Genomic DNA, 19,175 nt, shown 5'->3' with positions numbered 1-19,175 from the left:
CTCACCCCAAAACTTGTGAGCTGCTATTTTTGCTTCTCGTTGAAGCCCTTCAATCCCATCGCCTTGAATGCCAGATCCATGGCGATCGCCGTGAAGGCAAGCGTGTAGATCTAATCTTCGTGATCAGAAAAATCGCCCGGGTACTGTTTGGCATAATGGGCGTGGAGCTTGTTGATGTTTTCGACGGATTTGATGGTGCGATCGTCCTGAGGACCGTAATACCACCAGGTTGTGTTGTTGATTCCGGTCTGTTCGGCGCGATGAGTGGCTCTATAAAGAAGCTTTCCGCCATCCTCGCGCCAAACGGCCCGAGCGCCCCACTCAGTCACTACGAAGTTGGGAAATGTGAAACAATACGAAAAATTCTGTATGAAATCCGTCAGGCCGTAACAGCTGGATAGCCGCCAAATTTCAGCATAATCGACGTGCGGATCGAGTTGCTCGATCCTCCTGTTGATCCACTTGTAGCCCTTCTTCATGATCGTTACTCCGCCATTCCATGACTTCGCGGCTTGGCGCGGAGCTCGGCTTGTACAAAGAGCCGCATCGCATACGCAGGGAGTCGACCGGCGTTTCCCCAATGCGCGCAACCAGTAGCGCAGACACGAACTTCAAACTGATTTTGCAAAGGCGATTGAGCACCTAGGCGGCGCTCTTGCAAAATGCGGTGCCGCGACAACTCGTGCCGGGGCCCTGCGCAAGCTGCGGGAGGAGCTTGCCGGCGGCTGTGCATCGACTTGAGTGAGAAAAATCGAAAGCGCGCGGAAACAGGCGACCAATCGGGACGTCGCTCGAAATGAGCTACTCGGTCAAGCGAACCAAATGTTGGCTGATCCTTAAGACCAGCACACACAATCCGGACGCTCCGACTTGAGCCTGACGGAGCCTTCGACTGCTCGAACAGGCGGACTAAGCCCATCGGACGGATCCTCCTATATGTCAGTTTTGACTTATAGTAAGAATACATCAGGTTATCGCATATGGCAATCCTTACATATTACCTGCCGGTGGACCAACCTTATGTTTTTCTGTTTCTGCTCAGCAAAGCGGAATTCCCGAATGCGGGGCGGCGAGGTGTGTACCGCGCTCGCCGATTGCCTGATTGAAAGGTATGAACGCGAAGAATTCGCCGTGGCAACCGCCGAGCAGTAGCGGCAAACAAGAAGGTAGGAAGAAGTTACCACGATTGCCCTATCGAACCTTAGTCGGCATCGACGTGATCACGGATGGCGCGATGGCCGCCTAGGCGATGAGACTTCCCTGGCGATGCGGTCACTTTATTCGGCGAAAGGATCGTAGACTTCGCACTTCATGCGAGCTTAGACGGAGGTGCCTCCGTCGATGTTCTTGCGCAGCTCCGAGGAAAGAACGTCCGGACTTGTGTTGAACGTTAATATCTGACTTAACGATGCGACCAGCGAGTGTCGTCGCGAAAACCGAACAACGAAATGGTCAAACATCAGATTAATGCTCACACCTTTGGTCAACTCGAAGAACCGAGACTGACATCCGAGATGTTGTTGTCGATAGCAAAGCTCGCAACCCTGCTCCAATTCGAACCATGCCGTCTCCGGAGCCGGCGGATCATTATCAGCTGAATGCCGCCCTCTCGGCAAAAGCGATCATGGCGACTGCGCCTTATGTGCATGTCGCGGAAAGGGTCGTGATTGTGCCTGACGCAATCACCCTATTCGGCGTAACAGCGGCGAGAGAGCGTCCCCGCGAGAACGTATTGGCGGAGAGGCCTCTTTGAGCCCGGCCCCTATACCTCTTTCGACATCTCTCGCTCGCACCGGTGCCAGGCACCTGGGGAATTTGCCAAAGGGGTTGCGTCGAATTGGATAAAAGCGAATGAGAACTTGGCTGCTCGCAGAAACTAGATCGGCATCTCAACGTCTTTCAGCATTTCGAATCCGCGCGTAGCGTTGGCTCTCGTCAGGCTCCGGCAAGCCAAGAGATCTGCCTACTGGTTTAGCTGCGGCAACGGCTGGATAGCGGATGTGGCTCTCTGTGATGCAGCAATGAAGCAGCAGAGAGCAATGAGATCGACGGCCGCTGCCGCCGACCCGAGACCAAGATAGCCAGTCGTCTGGACCAATGTCCCGCCCAGGAGCGGTCCAATCATGTTGCCGACCAACATGGCTGGGGTCGCAGCAACCGCGCGCCCGGTGAGATCAAGGCGCGCGAGATGCCCGAAGACAAAAGTATGCGTGAACAACATTATGAACGGGAAAACGACCGCTCCGACCGCATACGGCAAGAAACCGCTAGAGCAAGAGATTAGGACAGCTACCGCTCCCTGCAGCAGGGTTCCAGTCATCGCGACCCGCATCGGCGGAAGCCGCTTTTGGAGAAACGCGGCGAGCAGGGTCGGTGTCATAGCCACCAGACCTAACGTGACCAGAACGCTTTGGATCTGGACAGGCGACAGTCCGCGATCGGTGCCCATCGGTTGTAGGAAACTGAATATCATTGCCTGGACGAGCGACATCAGGACGATTCCAGTGATAATGAACCACACAGGGCGTGTGAATCCAGCGGCATCCCTGACGAGGTCTTCGCTGATGGAAGCAGAGGGAAAGAAGAAAGTCGCTATTGCGGCTGCCACGGCCGTAACTGCGGCAAAGACCTCAAAGATGGCTGGTGGACCGAATTTCGTGATGAGAGTCGCCGATGCGCCGAGCAATATTACCGCGAAGACTCCAAGCGTTAACCCCCCCATTGCAAAGACACGATGTGGGTTATCCGTGCGACTCCTGTCGCCAATCCAGCGACGAAGTGGCCAACTGCCAGAATGCTAAATTCGGTGAAGCCGGCCATCACATAGAAGGTCCCGGCACTGATGCCGAAGCCCAGCGTCGGCATCCAGCGCCCCGGAGCGCGATGGAAGAATGGCGATAGTGTAACGCTTGCAAAGACCATGGCTCCTAGAAAGAGGGTCGGAAGCGCCCCCGCTCGCGCCGGTGAAAACGCATATTCCGAGATCAGAACACCGACCCAAATCGGAAGTGCGGGCTGGTCTATCATCCCAGCCATGTGCCCTGTCACTAATGAAATCTTTGACCCCAACGAGTTAATCTGCGCCATTTTTTCCTCCCGTATGATAGTCGGCCCTCGTGAATTGCAGCTCCGCACCGATGCAGGCATGATGAAGGCATCCGACAGCTATGGAGAGCCGCGACGCTCGCTCCCCACTGCCATCGAAACTCTTGAGCTGCCGGCGCGCGCCTCACAGAGTGCTTTGCTATCCATCGAGAGCATCATGGATGAGAGCTCTAGACGGGACGATTGCCCGTTGCTTCAACTAGCCATCGCGGCCAATTACCAATGGCATCTGCACAAAGCGCAGCTGCTTGCGAAAATGGCTTCACCGTTGATCAGCAATTGAGGATACCCAGCACCGGTCAGAGCGTTTGGTGCAGAGTTCGGACGTCATTCCGAACAGGTCAGGTGCGTCCACCCCCGAGCGGCAATTCACGGCCTTCCTCCATATGTCATTTATTACTTACTGGCTAGCAGGCATGAACATATATGTCAAATCTGACGTATGGATGCGCGTGGCCGGCAACTATGCAGAACCGCAAAGAGCGCCAGATTTGAAGCTTGGGGCTTTTGTTGTGCCCACGAGAATACGCCGATTGGGACGGCTGATGTCGTCGCATTCGACAACGTCTGGCAGGAGAGCAGACCTGATAAGAAGGTCTACGACATTGCTAGCAGTGGTCTTGTTCTCGACCATACCCATGTTGCGCCGTGCGCTTTCATAAGCACGGTCGGAAACGCACGTCCGAGCCACGTCGACTGTAGCTGGGCCGAGTTCGACGCGTCACCGGCATTCTGAGACGAGACCAATGTGCCACGCTCCTGATCAATTCAGTGGCGCTGCGCTTTCGATAGCCGTGGACGCTACGGGAGAGACATTCAGGACGATGATGTGGCGAGCTTTTTTAACGTCGTTCTGGTGCTCGGTCTCGCGATCGATTGTTTGATTCTCCTAAGGACCATCACTCGGTAGCTCGACAGCTACGGCGGTGACATCATTTCACGACGCTCGTGGATTGTGAAAGCGCGGTGAACGTCGTGCGACGCTGCCGGCAATCGCCGATCGTCGTGCACCGGATCGCCAAGCCCGAAGAGCTCTACGGTCGGATCCGGTGCAGGGAAAGGCATCACGAACTCCCGGTACAAACCGGCGCGGAGCGTGGCGGTTACCAAGCAGGACGCCAAAGGCCTTGTGGCATCGCGCTCGGGCTTCCCTATGGTGAGCTGGCCCTGGCGAGCCTGCTGGGCTCCTCCTGGCGCGAAGAAGAGTCCTTTAGTGGGGCTTCTACACGGAACCAGGCGATGTAAAGCGCCGGCAAGAAAAAGAGAGTCAGGAAGGTCGCAGCCATGATGCCACCGATCATCGATAGCGCCATAGGACCCCAGAAGACCTGCGGCGCGATCGGAAGCATGCCGAGGCTTGCTGCGGCGGCCGTCAGCAGGATTGGCCGCATGCGATGCTGTGTTGCCAGCACGACTGCCGACCATTGATCGTGACCCTCGTCAAGCATTTCGTCGATCTGCGCCATCAAGATAATCGAATTGCGAATGATGATCCCGATAAGGGCTAACGTACCGAGAATCGCGACAAAACCCATCGGTTTTCCGGATACGAGGAGAGCGAACACAACGCCGATCAAGCCGAGGGGAGCCACGCTTACGACAAGGAACAGCTTCGCAAAGCTTTGCAGCTGGACCATAATGAAGAACGCCATCGCAAGCAGCATCACAGGCACGACCGCAACGATTGGACCCTGACCCTTTGAGCTCTCCTCGACGGCGCCTCCGGTTGCGATCTTCATCGACGCCGGCAGGTTCGCGGCGAAGGTCTCGATAGCCGGCGCAAGCTGTTGGACGACAGTTGCCGGTTGCGTGCCATCGTGGATGGTGCCTCGAATCGTGATTGTTGGGACACGGTCGCGTCGCCAAATAATGGGCTGCTCCAGGTCATAGCGAAGTGTTGCGAACGAGAGCAACGGGACCACCTGTCCATTGCCAGTCGGGATCTGCAACGACTGCAGCGTTTCGATTCGGCTGCGTTCGTCGTTTGCGGCGCGCCCAACGATGTTGACCTGATAAATGCTATCGCGCATCTGTGTAATGGACGTCCCGCCGACAAGGCCGTTCAGTATCGAGGCAACATCGACGGAGTCGAGCCCGAGCTGCCTCGCCTTGTCTTGCGCTATTTCGACTTGAACGACCTTGCCTGGCTCGTTCCAATCAAATGTCGGAGGGTCAAGATGCGGGTTGTCGCTCATGATTTTGGCGATCTCCAGTGCCTTGGCGCGCAATTGCTGGATGTCCGGCCCGCTGAGGCGGTATTGCAGCGGACGTCCAACCGGAGGTCCAAGGTCGAGCGGGTGGATGAAGACGTCGATCCCGATGAATTGATCGGCCGCGGTCTTTCGCAATCTGCTTTCGATCCGATTGCGAGCTTCAAGTGACTTGGCTACGACGACCACCTGGCCGAAATAGTTAAAGGCCATCTGCTGGTCGAGTGGCAGATAGAAGCGGATCGCACCTTGCCCAACATAAGAGCTCCAGCTTTCGACGTCAGGATCGGAGGCCAGCCCTTTTTCGAACTGGTCGATCTGCTTCTTGGTCTCAAGGATCGTGCTGCCCTGCGGAAGCGTCAAGTCGACGAGCAGCTCGGACCGGTCTGACGACGGGAAGAACTGCTGCTGCACAAATCCCATACCGACGATTGCCACCGCGAGCAGACCGAGGCTTCCGCCGATTGTGACCCAGCGGAAGCGCATCGCGGCCTCCAGTAGAACGACAAAGTAGCGGGATAGCCGGCCGACACCGATATGGTCGTGATGTTTCATGGTTTTTGGAAGGACCATGACGCCGATCAGTGGAGCGAACAGAACGGCTACCACCCAGCTGGTTAGTAGCGATGCTGCGATTACGAGGAACAGAGTGTAGGTGTATTCGCCAGCCGATGAGCCGTTGAACCCAATCGGGATAAAGCCTGCGACAGTTACCAGGGTTCCGGTTAGCATCGGAAATGCGGTCGAGGTGTAAGCAAAGGTCACTGCGTTATAGAGATTGTCCCCGCGCTCAAGGCGGTGCACCATCATCTCGACTGTTATCATTGCATCATCGACGAGCAGTCCAAGCGCGATGATCAGCGCACCTAGGGAAATGCGCTGCAGCGTTACTCCAAAATACTGCATGATGACGAACACGACCGCCAGCACGAGCGGAATTGAGAACGAGACCACCAGCCCTGCCCTCACTCCAAGACTGATCAGGCTTACCACCAACACGATGGCTATGGCCTCAACGAGCGCTTCGGTGAAGCCGCCGACTGCCTGCTCAACTATCTTCGGCTGATCGGAAACCAGGTGGAGTTCGACGCCTACCGGAAGCGTGGCCAAGATGTCGCGCATCTTTGCTCTCAGCGCCTCACCAAATTGAAGCACATTGCTAGAGGCCATCATCGCGATGCCGAGCCCGATCGCAGGCTTTCCATCGACACGAAATAGCGGATCGGGTGGATCGCGATATCCACGGGTGATGGTCGCGACGTCGCTAAGCGGAAGGAAGCGGTTGTCGATGCGCAGGTTGGTGCTTCGAAGGGCCTCTTCCGAAGCGAATTGACCGCTTACGCGCAGCGAAACTTGTTCTGGGCCCGCTTGTACGACGCCTGACGGCTGCACTGTGTTTTGATTTTGCAGTGTCTTGATGAGCGACTGCATATTAAGACCGAGTGCCGCCAGCTTGCGCGTGGAGATGTCGAGATAGATGACCTCATCTTGTGCTCCGATCACCGTGATCTTGCCGATGCTTGGCACGGTGAGAAGTTCCGAGCGCACCCGCTCGACATAGTCGCGCAATTGCCGTGGGCTGAGTCCGTCGGACGTAAACGCGTAGATGTTGCCGAAGACATCGCCAAATTCGTCGTTGAAGGAGGCTGCGCCTACGCCTGAAGGCAGGGTGTACTGGATGTCCTGAACATGTTTGCGGACCTCATAGAATAGCCACGGCACGTCCTTTGGCTTGGTGGTGTCCTTCAGATTGACCAAAATCGTGGTCTGACCGGGCGTCGTGTAGCTCTTGACGTAGTCGACCGCGCCGATCTGTTTCACCTCCTTTTCAATCCGGTCGGTCACTTGATTGAGCATGTCGTCAACCGTCGCGCCGGGCCATTGTTGCTGGATCACCATAGTCTTGATGGTGAACGGAGGATCTTCCTCGCGACCGAGGCTGCGGTAGGCGAGCAGGCCCGCTATCGCGGACGCTATCATCAGGAACCAAACGAACGAGCGATGCTTTAGGGCCCATTCAGATAGATTGAAGGAGGTCACGACTGATTCTCTTGCAAAAGTTTGACGAGTTGTCCTTCGGAGAGGGAATGCACGCCGGCAGTGATGACGCGATCGCCAATCGACAAGCCGGATGTAACTGCCACGCGGTCTCCCCTGTGGGCGCCGAGCATCACAGGACGTGCTAGAGCCCTCTTGTTTGCTCCCACGATCCAGACGGCGTCCTGACCTTCGATTTTCAAAAGAGCACTAACCGGAATCTCCATTTGGCCCTCCTGTGCAGCCGCGAGGCGGATCGTGGTTCCCAGCCGAAACGCTTCAGGTGGATCTTCGATGGTGAACCGAATGCGCCGAGTTCTGGTCGAGGAGTCCGACTGCGGCGCGATCTCACGGACGACCGCCTTGGCTGCGATGCTATCCTGGACGAGGAGCGATGCCCGAGAGGATGAACCTTCGATGAATTGGCCAATTCGGTCGTCCGGTATGTCGAACACACCGTCGCGAAAAGTTGGGCGAGCGATGGTGACAACCGTCTGGCCTACCGAGACGACCTGGCCGATTTCCGTGGACCAGGAGACGACGACACCGTCATAGCTGCTGTTTAGGGTCGTGTAGCCGAGTTGTTCGGTCGCCTTCTGCAGACTCGCCTCAGCTTGCGTGGCGCGTGATTGGGCGCTCTGCTGGGCTGCTGTTGCCGCATCGAGGTCCGCCTGTGTCCCGCTGCCCGTGCTGAACAGTTTGTGCTTTCGTTCCAGAGTGGCCTCGGCATTGGCAAGGACCGCTCGAGCGTTGGCCAGATCGGCCTGGCTTGAGACGATCGCGAGCTGCGCGACGGTCGAATCAAGGGACCCGAGTCTTTGCCCCTTGGCAACGAGATCTCCCACATTGACGTCGCGCGAGCTCATTCGCCCCATTGTTTGAAAGCCAAGCTCGGCCTGGTACCGAGGCTGCACCGTTCCGGTGAAGGTGTCGATCCTCTACGAGGCCGGTTGCACAACCATGGTGAGCACGGGACGAATGACGGGCGATTCGAGGCTCTTCTCCTCGCACCCGGAAAGCGCCGCGGCGCAGGCGAAAAGTAGCAGCCGCAAGACCGTGGGTGCGGGCGACGTCATGGCTCGGCTCCGTAGGCGACCGCGACAACCTTCCCTGGATACAGCAGTTGTACGCTGGAAGTTACGACACGCTCGCCTTCTTCCAATCCGGCGGCCAACGCGACCGCTCCAGTGAGATATTCCTGCACGACGACCCCGCGAAGCCGGGCCTTGTTCTCGCTATCCAATATCCAGACTGCGGGCTTACCGTTGGCTGCAAACAGCGCGCTCGATGGAATGACAAAGGCAGGCGATAACTCCCAACGGGCTCTACCGACGACGGCCGAACCGAGTGTCAAATCGGCCGGCGCTCGTTCGACCGCGACCTTGAGCGTAACGGTGCCGGTGGCCTGATCCAAAATCGGCGAGATCTCGCGCACAGAGCCGGCAACAGTTACATTCGGCATCGATTGCGAGGTGATGTCGACAGTCCTGTCGTTTGGCGGATTGGTGACAAGAATCTCGGGAACTTGGAATACCGCATCCCGCGGGCCATCCTCGGCAAGGGCGAAAGCCGTCTGTCCGGCCTGCACAACCTGGCCGACTTCGATACTACGTGAGACAATGATGCCGTCCCGTCCTGCCTTCAATTCCGTGTAGGTTAGCCGCTCGCGTGCCGTATTCAGGGCAGCTTGTGCGCTGTTGACCTGCGCCTCATCTGTTCGAAGCGTGGCTAACGCCTGATCGAATCGCTCACGTGTGGTAGAGCCACTGCTAAGCAGAGACTGTTGTCGCTCGAAATTTCGTTGGGCTTCCAGCAACTGCGCATTCGCAGCATTCAGCGCTGCTTCAGCACTGGTAACATCGGTCTGCTGCTCGGTCCGTTCAAGATGCGCGAGAGTTTGACCTGCTTTGACATACTGCCCAACCTCGACGTCGCGACGGACAACTCGTCCACTGGTCTGAAATGCAATGTTCGAAAGGATGCGAGCCTGGATCGTCCCAGTGAGGGGAAGGTCTGGCGTGATGTGTTGCCGGCGGGCGGTGGCGACGGTCACGCGCAACAGCGCCGAAGACTTGTCACCCGCTCGCGCCATCGAGTTCGGGAACGCTGTAAGCACGGTCGCGACGAGCGCGAGCGACGTGCGGAATTGCGCCCTGTTGGCCAGCCGCGGCATTAGGTCCCCTTCTTCGCTGGGCATTTGCAACATGCTGATTTAACTCAAAGTTTCAAGTTGTCTGAGCGCCCCGCCAAAGAACTCCAAGGCGTAATATTCAACAGGCGTTGAATATTTAGTTGCATCGTTCTAAACGTCAAGAGGTCGGAATGGTCGATGGAGGAGGAGGGATGTCTCGAAAAGCCGTGAGAACGCGCGGTCGACCACGGAAGGGCTCAGAACTAGAGGCCGACAACCTTCTCGATGCAGCGCTCGACGCATTTGCCGAGCACGGTTTCGAAAAGGCAAACCTCCGCTCAATCGCTGCTGCCGCGAAAGTTGATGTCGCCCTGATCTCTTACCACTACGGATCAAAACTCGAACTATGGAAGGCCGTAATCGAGTCGTTTTCGGGGGAGGCGATGGCTCTGCTCGCATCCGTGCGATCGGATGGGGCAGAAGTGTCTTCGAGGGAGCGCCTAGAGCTTACGATTGAACAATTGATCAATGTGGGCCAGCGTAAGCCGCAATTTGCGCGATTTGTCATCAACGAGGTTGCCGGGATCGACCAGAGCGAGCGATTTGAGTTCTTTCACAATGCCCTAACTAAGCCACTCCGAGAAACCTTGGTACCCTTGATCGCAGCAGTCAATCGGAGTGGCAACAGCCGGAAAGTCGATCCGAACTTGCGATTCTTTGCCGCCCTCGGCGCGATGTCGATGTCCATGGCTAACCGGCAATTCATCGCGCGATTTGCGCCGGTTGCTAAAGACGACAAGCAATTCCGCAAGGAGCTGATCGCCGTCATTAGCGCAGTGATGTGTCCCGAAAACGCCTAGCAGGCTGCTGAATTAGTAGCCGATCGACGGGCGAAAAAGAGAATGTCGTCGCCGCCTGAGTTTACCAAAAGGAAGTAGGAGGCTGCCCAGCCACGTCGTGATCGCAACGTTTCCACGACACGGCTCACAGCTGCACCGCCAGCAAAGTTTGTGAGGCGGCGGTCGTGACTAGTGTGGGTGCTGACCTGTCACTCAATTGTTATCCAGCGGACGATCAGAGTCTGCGGGGTTTCCGCAACGAACTCGAGGCAAACATATTGAGTGCTATCCCGACATGACTATCGACGGTGTGTCCAGGTGACCTTGTGGTGAGTGCCCGTTCAAGACGAGCAATGAGACGTTCAGCCCGGAGAGTTCCGGCGAGGACAGGTGATCCGTGTTAGGCCCGTTAGGCTGCGCGGATCGCTTCCAGGAATGTGGCGACCTCGGTCTCTAGCCGGTTGCTTTCGCCGGACAGTGACTTCGCGGCGGCGAGCACGTTGAATGACGCCGTTTCGGTCTCGCTGGCGCCCCTCTGTACATCAACGATGCTGGCCGAAACCTGTCGGGTACCATGCGCCGCCTGCTGCACGTTGCGGGAGATTTCGCGCGTTGCCGCGCCCTGCTCCTCAACCGCCGCCGCGATCGTGGAGGCGATTTCTGACATGCGGCCGATGGTGTCTCCGATCGACTTGATCGCGCCGACCGAGTCCTGGGTTGCGCTCTGAATGCCTGTTATCTGCTGACCGATTTCGTCGGTTGCTTTGGCCGTCTGCTCGGCCAGAGCCTTGACCTCCGACGCCACCACCGCGAACCCGCGGCCGGCCTCCCCGGCGCGTGCCGCTTCTATAGTGGCGTTGAGGGCCAATAGGTTGGTTTGGCTTGCGATCTGGCTAATGAGTTCGACTACGTCGCCGATCCGACGGGCCGCCTTGGCGAGTTCGGCGACATGCTCGTTGGTCCGTCCCGCCTGCAGCACCGCTTCGCCAGCAATGCGGGCTGAATCTTGCACTTGGCGACCAATCTCGTCGACGGACGACGACATCTCCTCGGCGGCCGCCGCCACGGTCTGCACGTTGGTCGAAGCTTGTTCGGAGGAGCCAGCCACGGCAGCCGTGATCTGTTTGGATTGCTCGGCCGTGCTAGTCAGCATACCGGCCGACGCTTCCAACGCCGCGGAGGCGGACGAAACGGTCCTGATCACATCGCCGATCATGGCCTCGAATTCGCGCGCAATCTGGTCCAAGCGTTGGCCGCGTTTGAGTTTGCCCTCGGCTTCGCTGGCGGCCGCGGCGTCGGCAGCCTTTTGGGCGACTAGCTTGTCTTTGAAATGCTGTAGCGAGCCGGCAACTTGGCCGACTTCATCATTCCGGCCGGTCGATGGGATCTCGACGTCATGGTTTCCGGCCGCAAGAGTGCCGATCACCTCCGCAAGCTGGCCTAGCGGCGTCACCACGCGTCGGCGCAGCATTATGGTCACGCCAGCGAGCGTACCGAGCAGGGCCAGCACTGCAACTCCTGCAAGCACCAGCATCCCCAGCGCGCCGTCACGGACCGCCGAGGCGCGCTCGGCAGCTTCGGCCAAGGCGGCATCGCGGACGCCGAAGAACATCTGGATAGCGGGCACAATGACCTTGGCCATGTCGGAGGGACTGAGACTGTATTTGCCGTCGCCTCTGGCCGCCGGCATTTCCTTCTCGACGACCGGAATCGCCTTTCCGAAATAGGCTTCGACGGCCGCTTTCATGGCCGTGGCAAGGCGGGGCGGATTGCCGAGCTGGTCGATCGTGCCCTCGATGCGTTCTCGGTCGGCATCTAAGCGGCCCTGCATACGATCCATCAGCGCAAATTCAGCGGGAGTGAGCGGACGCGAGGCGCTCAAGGCCGGCGACAGTGGCGAGGCGTGGCTGCCGGCGGTCACCCGCAAATCCTGCGCGGTTCGCGCCAGGCTCAGCAGCGTTGCAAGTGAAGAATCGGCGCTGACCACCTGCCCCTCCAGCCGATTCAGGATCGGCTCGATCGCGCCGATCATCTCGGCAACAGTGGGAAGGAGTTCTTTGACCACCGCACTATCGCGCGATCCGAGGGATACGCGCACGGCCCGATCGGCCGCCGCATGAACATCCTTGAAACGGCGCCCGGTACGGTCCAGGCTTTGGATCATCGGTTCGCCACCATCAAGGGCCAGCAAACTGTTGCGGGCCAGGTCGAAGGCCGCATCGGCGGCGCTCGACGCCTTGCCCATCGCTTCGATCTGGGTCGGCGTGGCGGGCGTTTCCTGAAAGATCGTGATGTAGGGTGTACGAAGGCCCGCCAGGTGTTGACTGACCATCAGCACCGCGCCGAAAGCCTCGACCATTTTGATGGATTCGGAGCGACTAACGAAGATGCGCGTCTGCGGAAGCAGAACCTCGGCGCCGAGAATAACCGCAAACGTGGTCACCGTCAGCATCGACAGCGCAAAGAGCTTTCCGATTCGCATGCGTACCCCACATTTCGCATAAGTTTCCGAGAACCTATCGCGCTCTCGCTAATTCATCATTAAGTCCGGGACGCATCTTGGTGGCGGTATGCCTATGTATAGAATTGTCGTGTCGTCGATTGCGCCGCATCTCCTTGCCATCGACAGGAAATGGAAGGCGGCGAATCACGGCGTCTCGGGTGTGCGGTGATGCATCCCTCGCTACGGCTTTAACACCAGCTTGCCCATAACTTCCCGGCCATCAAGCATTCGATGCGCTTGCACAGCCTCCCTAAGCGGCAATCGCACCGTCACGGACGGATTGATGGCTCTTGCTTCCACGAGTTTGAAGACCTCTGACGCAATCCGTACGCGCTCTTGAGGAAATGGATCGTAGACGTGAACGCTATAAGCACGCACTGAGATGCTGCGGTCCATGTTCTTGCGCAAGTCCGCGAATAGGTCGGACGATGGAAGTCCCGACAGCGCATTGAACGTGACGATCTGTCCCAAGGGAGCAACGAGCTTGATGTTGTCGCGGAAATCCGGACCGACCAATTGGTCGAACATCAAGTCGACGCCCGTACCTTTGGTGATATCCAAGATCCGGGCACCAACCGCTTCAGAGCTGCTGTCGATCGCATAGCTTGCACCCCGCTCCAAGGCGAACGCTGCCTTGTTCGGGGCCCGGCAGACAGCTATCAGCTGTATCCCAGCAGCGCGGCAAAGATCGATCATGGCGCAGCCGACGCCGCCAGTAGCTCCGTTGATGGAGGCGACCTTTACCCGGCGCAGATCTGCAGCGTCATTCAACATGCCCCATGCGACCTGATAGTCGGGAATTGCGACCGCGCCCTCAATGTCTATGCCTTCAGGCAGCTTCGTGATCTCGTGGACATCGCAGGCGACATATTCGGCGTAACATCGGCGAGAAAACTTCCATGCGAGAACGGGCTGGCCCGGGGAGAAGCCTTCAACACCATCTCCCACCCGCTCAACATAGCCGGTTACACTGATCCCCGGCACCTCCGGATACTCCACGGGCCACGGGTAGCGTCCAGTCCTGACCAGCGCATCGTATTTCCCGACCCCGATGGTGTCGGTCCGAATGAGGACTTGCCCAGCCGCCGGTGTGGGAATTGGCAGATCGATGTATTTGAGGACCTCGGGTCCTCCCGGCTTTTCGACTTGAACAGCTTTCATCATGGCTGCGGGCATGAACACCTCCGTGCGCTGAATTGGTAAGGTCGTATTGGCGCGCTTAACCGCGGGCCGTTGTTGAAAGCAGATTGTTGGGTCCGCCTATCGGGAAGGTTTTAAGCGGCCGCTTTCGGGCGAGCTTTCACGTCGGTTCGTCGATCACCGCGTTTTCCAAAATTCCGACGCCTGAGATCTCCACCTCGACCCGGTCGCCAGCGCGCAGCCAACGCGGCGGAACGCGACGCGACCCAACTCCTGCTGGAGTACCGGTCGCGATGATATCGCCTGGCAGGAGCCTGAGAACACTGGACAGATAGCTTATAAGCCGCGGTAACCCATAGATCAGCTGGCTCGTCGATGCCTGTTGAACCACCTCGCCGTTTAAGCGCGTGGAAAGCGCGAGGCGGTCCGGATGCGGGACGTCAGTCGCCGCCACGATCCAGGGTCCTATGGATCCGCTCGAATCGAAATTCTTGCCCGTCATGCCAGTGGCAGAGTGTTTTTGGTAATCTCGGACACTGCCCTCGTTTAGACAGGTGTACCCGCCGACGTAGTCGAGCGCCCTTCCCTCCTCCACTCTGTGGCACGTCCGGCCGATGATGAGAGCAAGCTCCCCCTCGTAATCGAGGCGCTCAGACACTTTAGGCCGAAGCAGCAGCTGGCGATTCCCAACGAAGCTCTCGTGCGTTCGCTGGAAAAAAGTCGGGTAAGCAGGCGCCTCGTTTCCGGTCTCGTCTACGTGAGCTTTATAGTTGAAGCCAACGCAGAACACCCTGGCCCTAGCAGACAGGGGAGGAAGAAACTCAACGTCACCAATCTTCAGGTCAGGCTCGCGTGTCATAAGCTTTTCTGCGCGAGCCCAGCCTTCCGCAGCCACTACTTCATCGATATCAGATAGGCCTTTATCAAACGGCGACAGGGAGATGATGCCGTCGCCCTTCACAAGGCCGATGCTGACCGAGCCATTCCGAGCAAATCGAGCTACTTTCATTGAGATACCTTCTTTTTTTGAGGCGCTGATGAAGGCTGACTCAGCCGCTCTTTTCGCCGTTTTGGCTTAACGAGGCGGATGGGATCAAAGCAAAGATGACTGACGCCGCCAGCATCAGGGCGCTACTGGCGATGAGCGCGATGTCGTAGTTTCCCCGCAAGGCTTGAACCGCGGAAAACATCAGCGGGCCAATGGCTACGCCAATGGCGAACACGACGATAAACAGCCCGATCTTTTGCCCCAGCTGGGCAACGCCGAATTGCCGTGCGACAGTGTATGGGATGAGATCCGACTCTGCTCCCGCTCCAAGCGCAAGAAGAGCTGCGGCCAAATAAACCATAGAAGTCTGCCGTGTCGAGACCAACAGCAGTCCGGCAGCCACAGGACCGAGGCAACCAACGACCGCTACCAACCGTGGAGACCATCGATCAAGCATGGACCCGAGCAAGAAGCGGGCTACCAGCATCGTCATGCCGTATGTCGCCATCACAGCCGCCGCATCGACGGGCCGAAAGCCGCGATCGATCAACAACGGTGTCATGTGGACAATCATACCTTGAATGGCGAGCGTCATCAGTAGGAATGCCAACGCAAGCATCCAAAAAATTGGAGCAGACAAAAGCTCACCGAAGACAAGCTTGGAGGATTGCGCGGAAGCGGCGGACTTCTGAAAGCGCTCCTTGCCGGGAATGAGCCAGATGACGGCTACTGCGCCAAGGATTGCGACCCCAGCGCCGATCGCTGCGTAGCTGTTGCGCCAGCCGTATTCTGCAATGGAAAAGGTGGCGATCGCGGGCATTAACATGATGCCGGCGGCCGAGGCTGCATTAATGATGCCGAGCGCAAACCCACGAAAGGTCGAAAAAGTCCGAGTGACTATGTAGGTGAAAGCCGTGATCCCTTGCCCCGCGCCAAGGAGTCCGAGCAGGCCCATAAAGATTGCAAAACTTAAGGGATCACGTGGAAGTTGACCGAGTGCAATCAGGCCGAGCGCAAACAAAGCGAAAGAAAAGCCTGCAAAGACGCGCGGCCCATATCGGTCGACCAGCCACCCGACGATTGGCTGCGAGAAGCCGGAGCAGAGAGCAGCTGGCGCAAGAGCGGCAGCCACGCTGGCCCTCGACCAGCCCGTATCGTTGACAATTGGCAGCAGGAATGTTCCGAAAGTATAGATTACGATCGGCCCGAAATTGGTCAACATGCCAATTCCGGAACCGAGCACGACCTTTGTTGCCTCTATTCCACGTAGCTGAACCTGCGGCGACAGGTCGCCAACGGCCGGCAGCGCAGGCGTATTAACGCTCGTCATCATCTTCCTCCCCTTTTCAGCTCATGTTTTATTTTTTCTTGAGTTCGGTCACCGTTTTCTTTCTTGCGATCAACCAGCGCCCGTCGCTCCGATGCAGCTCGTCTTCGTAACGGCCAAATCCTGCTACGCCATCAAATGGCAGAGGAAACTGTTGAGGAGTGGTCTCACTGCGCTGGCTGAGCAGAGTTACGTACGCGTGAATAAGAATGCGATCTTCGTTCAGCCATTCCGATCTGATGTTGGAGATCAGGTGTCGGACGACCAGGTTGCGATCGCGGCGATTGATAAGATCAACAAGCATGCCCTTGCCGCGTACAAGGCCATCGCCGCGGTGCCAGACACCATCTTCTGTGAAGAGCCCTGCAGCGGCCTCGGCATTGCCATAGTCAAAATGCTCCATGAAGCTCAAGACCGTCGCTTGAGCCTCGAGGATATCCGCCGCTCGTTCTAGCCTATCCCGCTGCATGGGCCCTCAGATCTTAAGCAGCTGGTCTAATGGCTCGCCGGCGCGGAAGCGCGCCAAGAAATCCTTCGGGTCGACATCAATGCCAGAGGGATTGTTCTTGAAAGCGTCAGAGTCGATGAAGGCCTTGAGTTTCTCGGCGTCGTCAAAATTGTTGCAGCAAAGCTCAACGACGTTCTGGTCTGGATCTGAGAAATAATAGCTTGTCACTGGACCGTGGTTGGAAGCGCGGTGGGCTTGCAGACCAGCGCCGAGCAACAATTCCACGCGATCCAGCAGCGCCGCCAGATTTGCGTGACGAAATTGAAAGTGATTCAAGCCGGGATCGCGGCTGGGCGAGTCGGATAGCTCTGGCAGCTCGAATAGCGCCAGGACCTGCCCATGAACCGGCGAGCGGTCCAAGAACATGAAACAGGATCGCACGTCGCTAGCTCGGGTCTGTTTGGGCGAGCCGGCGAAACGGCGCCGGTTTTCCGGGGCACCGCCAGGATTTGTGATGCTCCAGCTCAATCCCAGCACAGATGAGTACCAGTCGCGCATCAGCTCGTACTGTGCAGTTTGCAGAACGATCTCCGAAACGCGCGGCGAAGGCAGCGCGGAGGTTGCCTTGTGCAGGTCGGCGGGTAGCGATTGGACGCTCATGGGGACAGATTCCTCATATGACACTTTTGACTTATAGTTCTAGGTTATCAGGGCTCGACGATATGTCAACTATTACATATGGCGCCATGCAGCATTTGTCTGGAGTTGAGCGCGGGCGCTTGTTCGTGAATGATCAAACGCCCGTCATGCTGAAGCGGCAACATGCAAGGCCGTCCAAGATCGCCGTCCCTGGCGCGACGGTCGCCTCACGAGCGAAATCAGCCACAGGCAGGTCACCACAAGAGATGTTACATCCTCTTGTGGTTGCCTGTGGCTGAGGTCAGCTGGTTGCTGTCCGTAGTGGAGCCGTGTCAGTTTGGTGCAGTGAGCTCGCTTGAAGGCACCGAGTTGCCGTGCAAGCCGTTGCGTAGCCGCAGCGGTAAGTGAGCGACTGCGACCGGGCCATCTGCAAAATGTTGAGTGTCCAAGATGACGAGGCCGCTCCGCCTTTCGTCGAGCCTGTTGACGAGCGCAATGACGTAGCCGTCTCCCTCCGGCGCATTAGGGGATCGGGGAGCAAACACCGGTTCTTGGACAGACGAGGTGGGACCGGGTAGCCAGCGCTCGCTCTTTCCGGTCGCTATATCCAGGTGAGCGAGGCCGTTGAGGAAAGCGTTGACCGAGGGCGGGCCACAGCGATCCGCGTCATACGGAGCGAAGGGGTCGATAAGGGCGAGAAAGGCATGACGATAGGGCCGCGTGGCGTAACGCTCGTCCACATGGGGGAACTCGCCCATCGTTTGGGTAAAGATCTCGGCCTGAGGAACGGGGCTGTTGCTAGATAGATCAAATGTCCATCTCGTCATGGCTTGACGCAGGGACCGGGGATCAGGCACGTGCCCACTATATTCTGGGAAGAACCAGAACACGTTGTCATTGACGACGGGCAGGTCGAGATAGACTTTGTGTCCTTCGTCCCATGCATTGATGGTGTGGCCCTGGAAGCCGTTCGTCGGCACTGTAAACCAACGAATATCTTTTCCGCTGCCGCGGCGGGGCAGAACCCCATAGATTTGGTCCACATTCGGCTGCCAGGCAAAGGCCGGTTCGCCCTGCTTCAGGCGTTCGATGTCCGACGTCAGCGAGCTCACGGGAAAGACGACATAGTTTTCCGTCACGGCGAAGTCGTGTATCATCGCTGCCCGCGGCGCATTAAACCAAGCTTCATGCACCACGTGTCCGCCGCGATCGATGACGTAATAGGCGATATCGGTGGTCGTCACACCCTTGGCGGCATAACCAAAGCCAATCAGCTCGCCATTGGTCGGATCGATCTTGGGGTGAGCCGTAAATGTCTGACTGGTCATCTTTCCGTCAAAACGGTAGTTACCGATCGTTTCAAGCGTATCTGGCCGCATCGCGACCGGCGGTCCGTCCTCCTTCAGCGCGAGCAACAGCCCATGGTGAACGACGACGTTGGTATTGGCCGTGCTTCGGATAGTACCGGCAACCGATGGATCGTCAGTGAACGGATTGCGGTAGGCGCCGTAGAGGGCGCGGCGCGCCGCCCGCTCCGCAACGAACTTGTCGGTCAGGACATATTTCGACGTAAAGTCGACATGACCATCCTTGAAACGGAAGGCGCCAACCATGCCATCGCCGTTAAAAAAGATGTCACGGCCAAGCTCGGCGGCCATTGTGGTTCGGGAGCTACACGAAAAAGGTGCCGTCGAGATCGGTTGGAATGCGTCCTTCAACGTCAAGATCGAACACGTGTGCCTCTACACGGCCAGGAGCGTCGAAGCCATGATAAATCGGATCGTCAGGGAAACGCTTCGTCATTTGTC

Annotated in this window: 16 protein-coding genes; 2 read left to right on the top strand and 14 right to left on the bottom strand. The window is 57.8% G+C overall.

The window, feature by feature from the left end; genetic code table 11:
• Window positions 1-110: 110 nt before the first annotated feature.
• The 3 genes from X265_RS37745 to X265_RS37735 form a co-directional block, all read right to left on the bottom strand.
• On the bottom strand, window positions 111-479 hold the full coding sequence (locus X265_RS37745; RefSeq protein WP_128930015.1) for a hypothetical protein: 369 nt from the start codon (window positions 477-479) through the stop codon (window positions 111-113).
• A gap of 1,484 nt (window positions 480-1,963) precedes the next feature.
• Entirely contained in the window at window positions 1,964-2,686 is a 723-nt protein-coding gene (locus tag X265_RS37740; RefSeq protein WP_128930014.1) for an MFS transporter, read from the bottom strand.
• Window positions 2,687-2,709: 23 nt separating this feature from the next.
• Window positions 2,710-3,087, bottom strand: a complete 378-nt coding sequence (locus tag X265_RS37735) for a hypothetical protein (RefSeq protein WP_128930013.1) — start codon at window positions 3,085-3,087, stop codon at window positions 2,710-2,712.
• Window positions 3,088-3,145: 58 nt separating this feature from the next.
• Here X265_RS37735 and X265_RS37730 point away from each other — a divergent pair, with 58 nt between their 5' ends.
• Window positions 3,146-3,388, top strand: coding sequence for a hypothetical protein (locus X265_RS37730; protein WP_128930012.1), 243 nt, complete (start codon window positions 3,146-3,148; stop codon window positions 3,386-3,388).
• 868 nt (window positions 3,389-4,256) lie between these two features.
• On the opposite strand, the gene X265_RS37725 is transcribed toward X265_RS37730, so the two are convergent.
• From X265_RS37725 to X265_RS37715, 3 genes are all read right to left on the bottom strand, one after another.
• The gene (locus tag X265_RS37725) at window positions 4,257-7,355 is read right to left on the bottom strand and encodes an efflux RND transporter permease subunit (protein WP_128930011.1); all 3,099 of its coding nucleotides are present in this window, start codon (window positions 7,353-7,355) and stop codon (window positions 4,257-4,259) included.
• Window positions 7,352-8,287, bottom strand: a complete 936-nt coding sequence (locus tag X265_RS37720) for an efflux RND transporter periplasmic adaptor subunit (protein WP_128930010.1) — start codon at window positions 8,285-8,287, stop codon at window positions 7,352-7,354. The genes X265_RS37725 and X265_RS37720 overlap by 4 nt, the downstream gene beginning before the upstream one ends.
• Window positions 8,288-8,424: 137 nt before the next feature.
• A complete protein-coding gene (locus X265_RS37715; protein ID WP_164935433.1) occupies window positions 8,425-9,525 on the bottom strand; it encodes an efflux RND transporter periplasmic adaptor subunit in 1,101 nt (366 codons plus the stop codon).
• A 170-nt stretch (window positions 9,526-9,695) separates the two neighbouring features.
• Between X265_RS37715 and X265_RS37710 the strand changes: the two genes are divergently transcribed.
• Window positions 9,696-10,343 (top strand): TetR/AcrR family transcriptional regulator, encoded by a 648-nt coding sequence (locus X265_RS37710; protein WP_164938227.1) that lies wholly within the window; start codon window positions 9,696-9,698, stop codon window positions 10,341-10,343.
• 388 nt (window positions 10,344-10,731) lie between these two features.
• Here X265_RS37710 and X265_RS37705 read toward each other — a convergent pair whose 3' ends face one another.
• From X265_RS37705 to X265_RS42170, 8 genes are all read right to left on the bottom strand, one after another.
• Window positions 10,732-12,804 (bottom strand): methyl-accepting chemotaxis protein, encoded by a 2,073-nt coding sequence (locus tag X265_RS37705; protein ID WP_128930007.1) that lies wholly within the window; start codon window positions 12,802-12,804, stop codon window positions 10,732-10,734.
• A gap of 201 nt (window positions 12,805-13,005) precedes the next feature.
• Window positions 13,006-14,001, bottom strand: a complete 996-nt coding sequence (locus X265_RS37700) for a quinone oxidoreductase family protein (RefSeq protein WP_128930006.1) — start codon at window positions 13,999-14,001, stop codon at window positions 13,006-13,008.
• 124 nt (window positions 14,002-14,125) lie between these two features.
• Window positions 14,126-14,974 carry a fumarylacetoacetate hydrolase family protein gene (locus X265_RS37695; RefSeq protein WP_128955136.1) on the bottom strand — a complete coding sequence of 283 codons (849 nt, stop codon included), beginning with the start codon at window positions 14,972-14,974 and terminating at the stop codon, window positions 14,126-14,128.
• A 40-nt stretch (window positions 14,975-15,014) separates the two neighbouring features.
• Complete coding sequence (locus tag X265_RS37690; RefSeq protein WP_128930004.1) at window positions 15,015-16,286, bottom strand: MFS transporter; 1,272 nt, start codon at window positions 16,284-16,286, stop codon at window positions 15,015-15,017.
• Window positions 16,287-16,311: 25 nt separating this feature from the next.
• Window positions 16,312-16,749: a nuclear transport factor 2 family protein gene (locus tag X265_RS37685; RefSeq protein WP_128930003.1), complete on the bottom strand. Its 438-nt coding sequence runs from the start codon at window positions 16,747-16,749 to the stop codon at window positions 16,312-16,314.
• Between the two features lie 6 nt (window positions 16,750-16,755).
• Window positions 16,756-17,388 (bottom strand): VOC family protein, encoded by a 633-nt coding sequence (locus tag X265_RS37680; protein ID WP_128930002.1) that lies wholly within the window; start codon window positions 17,386-17,388, stop codon window positions 16,756-16,758.
• 311 nt (window positions 17,389-17,699) lie between these two features.
• Entirely contained in the window at window positions 17,700-19,025 is a 1,326-nt protein-coding gene (locus X265_RS37675; protein WP_206733113.1) for a carotenoid oxygenase family protein, read from the bottom strand.
• A gap of 13 nt (window positions 19,026-19,038) precedes the next feature.
• A complete protein-coding gene (locus X265_RS42170; RefSeq protein WP_276575769.1) occupies window positions 19,039-19,170 on the bottom strand; it encodes a hypothetical protein in 132 nt (43 codons plus the stop codon).
• Window positions 19,171-19,175 lie beyond the last annotated feature (5 nt).

The organism is Bradyrhizobium guangdongense, from assembly GCF_004114975.1.
Lineage (GTDB): Bacteria > Pseudomonadota > Alphaproteobacteria > Rhizobiales > Xanthobacteraceae > Bradyrhizobium > Bradyrhizobium guangdongense.
The sequence above is the reverse complement of the archived record's forward strand: the minus strand, read 5'-3'. Positions and strand labels throughout refer to the sequence as shown.

Bases quoted from the DNA above. Each gene is read 5' to 3' on its own strand.
- X265_RS37745 (WP_128930015.1), bottom strand. From the start codon at position 479: ATGAAGAAGGGCTACAAGTGGATCAACAGGAGGATCGAGCAACTCGAT.
- X265_RS37735 (WP_128930013.1), bottom strand. From the start codon at position 3,087: ATGGCGCAGATTAACTCGTTGGGGTCAAAGATTTCATTAGTGACAGGG.
- X265_RS37730 (WP_128930012.1), top strand. From the start codon at position 3,146: ATGATGAAGGCATCCGACAGCTATGGAGAGCCGCGACGCTCGCTCCCC.
- X265_RS37715 (WP_164935433.1), bottom strand. From the start codon at position 9,525: ATGCCGCGGCTGGCCAACAGGGCGCAATTCCGCACGTCGCTCGCGCTC.
- X265_RS37710 (WP_164938227.1), top strand. From the start codon at position 9,696: ATGTCTCGAAAAGCCGTGAGAACGCGCGGTCGACCACGGAAGGGCTCA.
- X265_RS37705 (WP_128930007.1), bottom strand. From the start codon at position 12,804: ATGCGAATCGGAAAGCTCTTTGCGCTGTCGATGCTGACGGTGACCACG.
- X265_RS37700 (WP_128930006.1), bottom strand. From the start codon at position 14,001: ATGCCCGCAGCCATGATGAAAGCTGTTCAAGTCGAAAAGCCGGGAGGA.
- X265_RS37695 (WP_128955136.1), bottom strand. From the start codon at position 14,974: ATGAAAGTAGCTCGATTTGCTCGGAATGGCTCGGTCAGCATCGGCCTT.
- X265_RS37690 (WP_128930004.1), bottom strand. From the start codon at position 16,286: ATGATGACGAGCGTTAATACGCCTGCGCTGCCGGCCGTTGGCGACCTG.
- X265_RS37685 (WP_128930003.1), bottom strand. From the start codon at position 16,749: ATGCAGCGGGATAGGCTAGAACGAGCGGCGGATATCCTCGAGGCTCAA.
- X265_RS37680 (WP_128930002.1), bottom strand. From the start codon at position 17,388: ATGAGCGTCCAATCGCTACCCGCCGACCTGCACAAGGCAACCTCCGCG.
- X265_RS37675 (WP_206733113.1), bottom strand. From the start codon at position 19,025: ATGGCCGCCGAGCTTGGCCGTGACATCTTTTTTAACGGCGATGGCATG.
- X265_RS42170 (WP_276575769.1), bottom strand. From the start codon at position 19,170: ATGACGAAGCGTTTCCCTGACGATCCGATTTATCATGGCTTCGACGCT.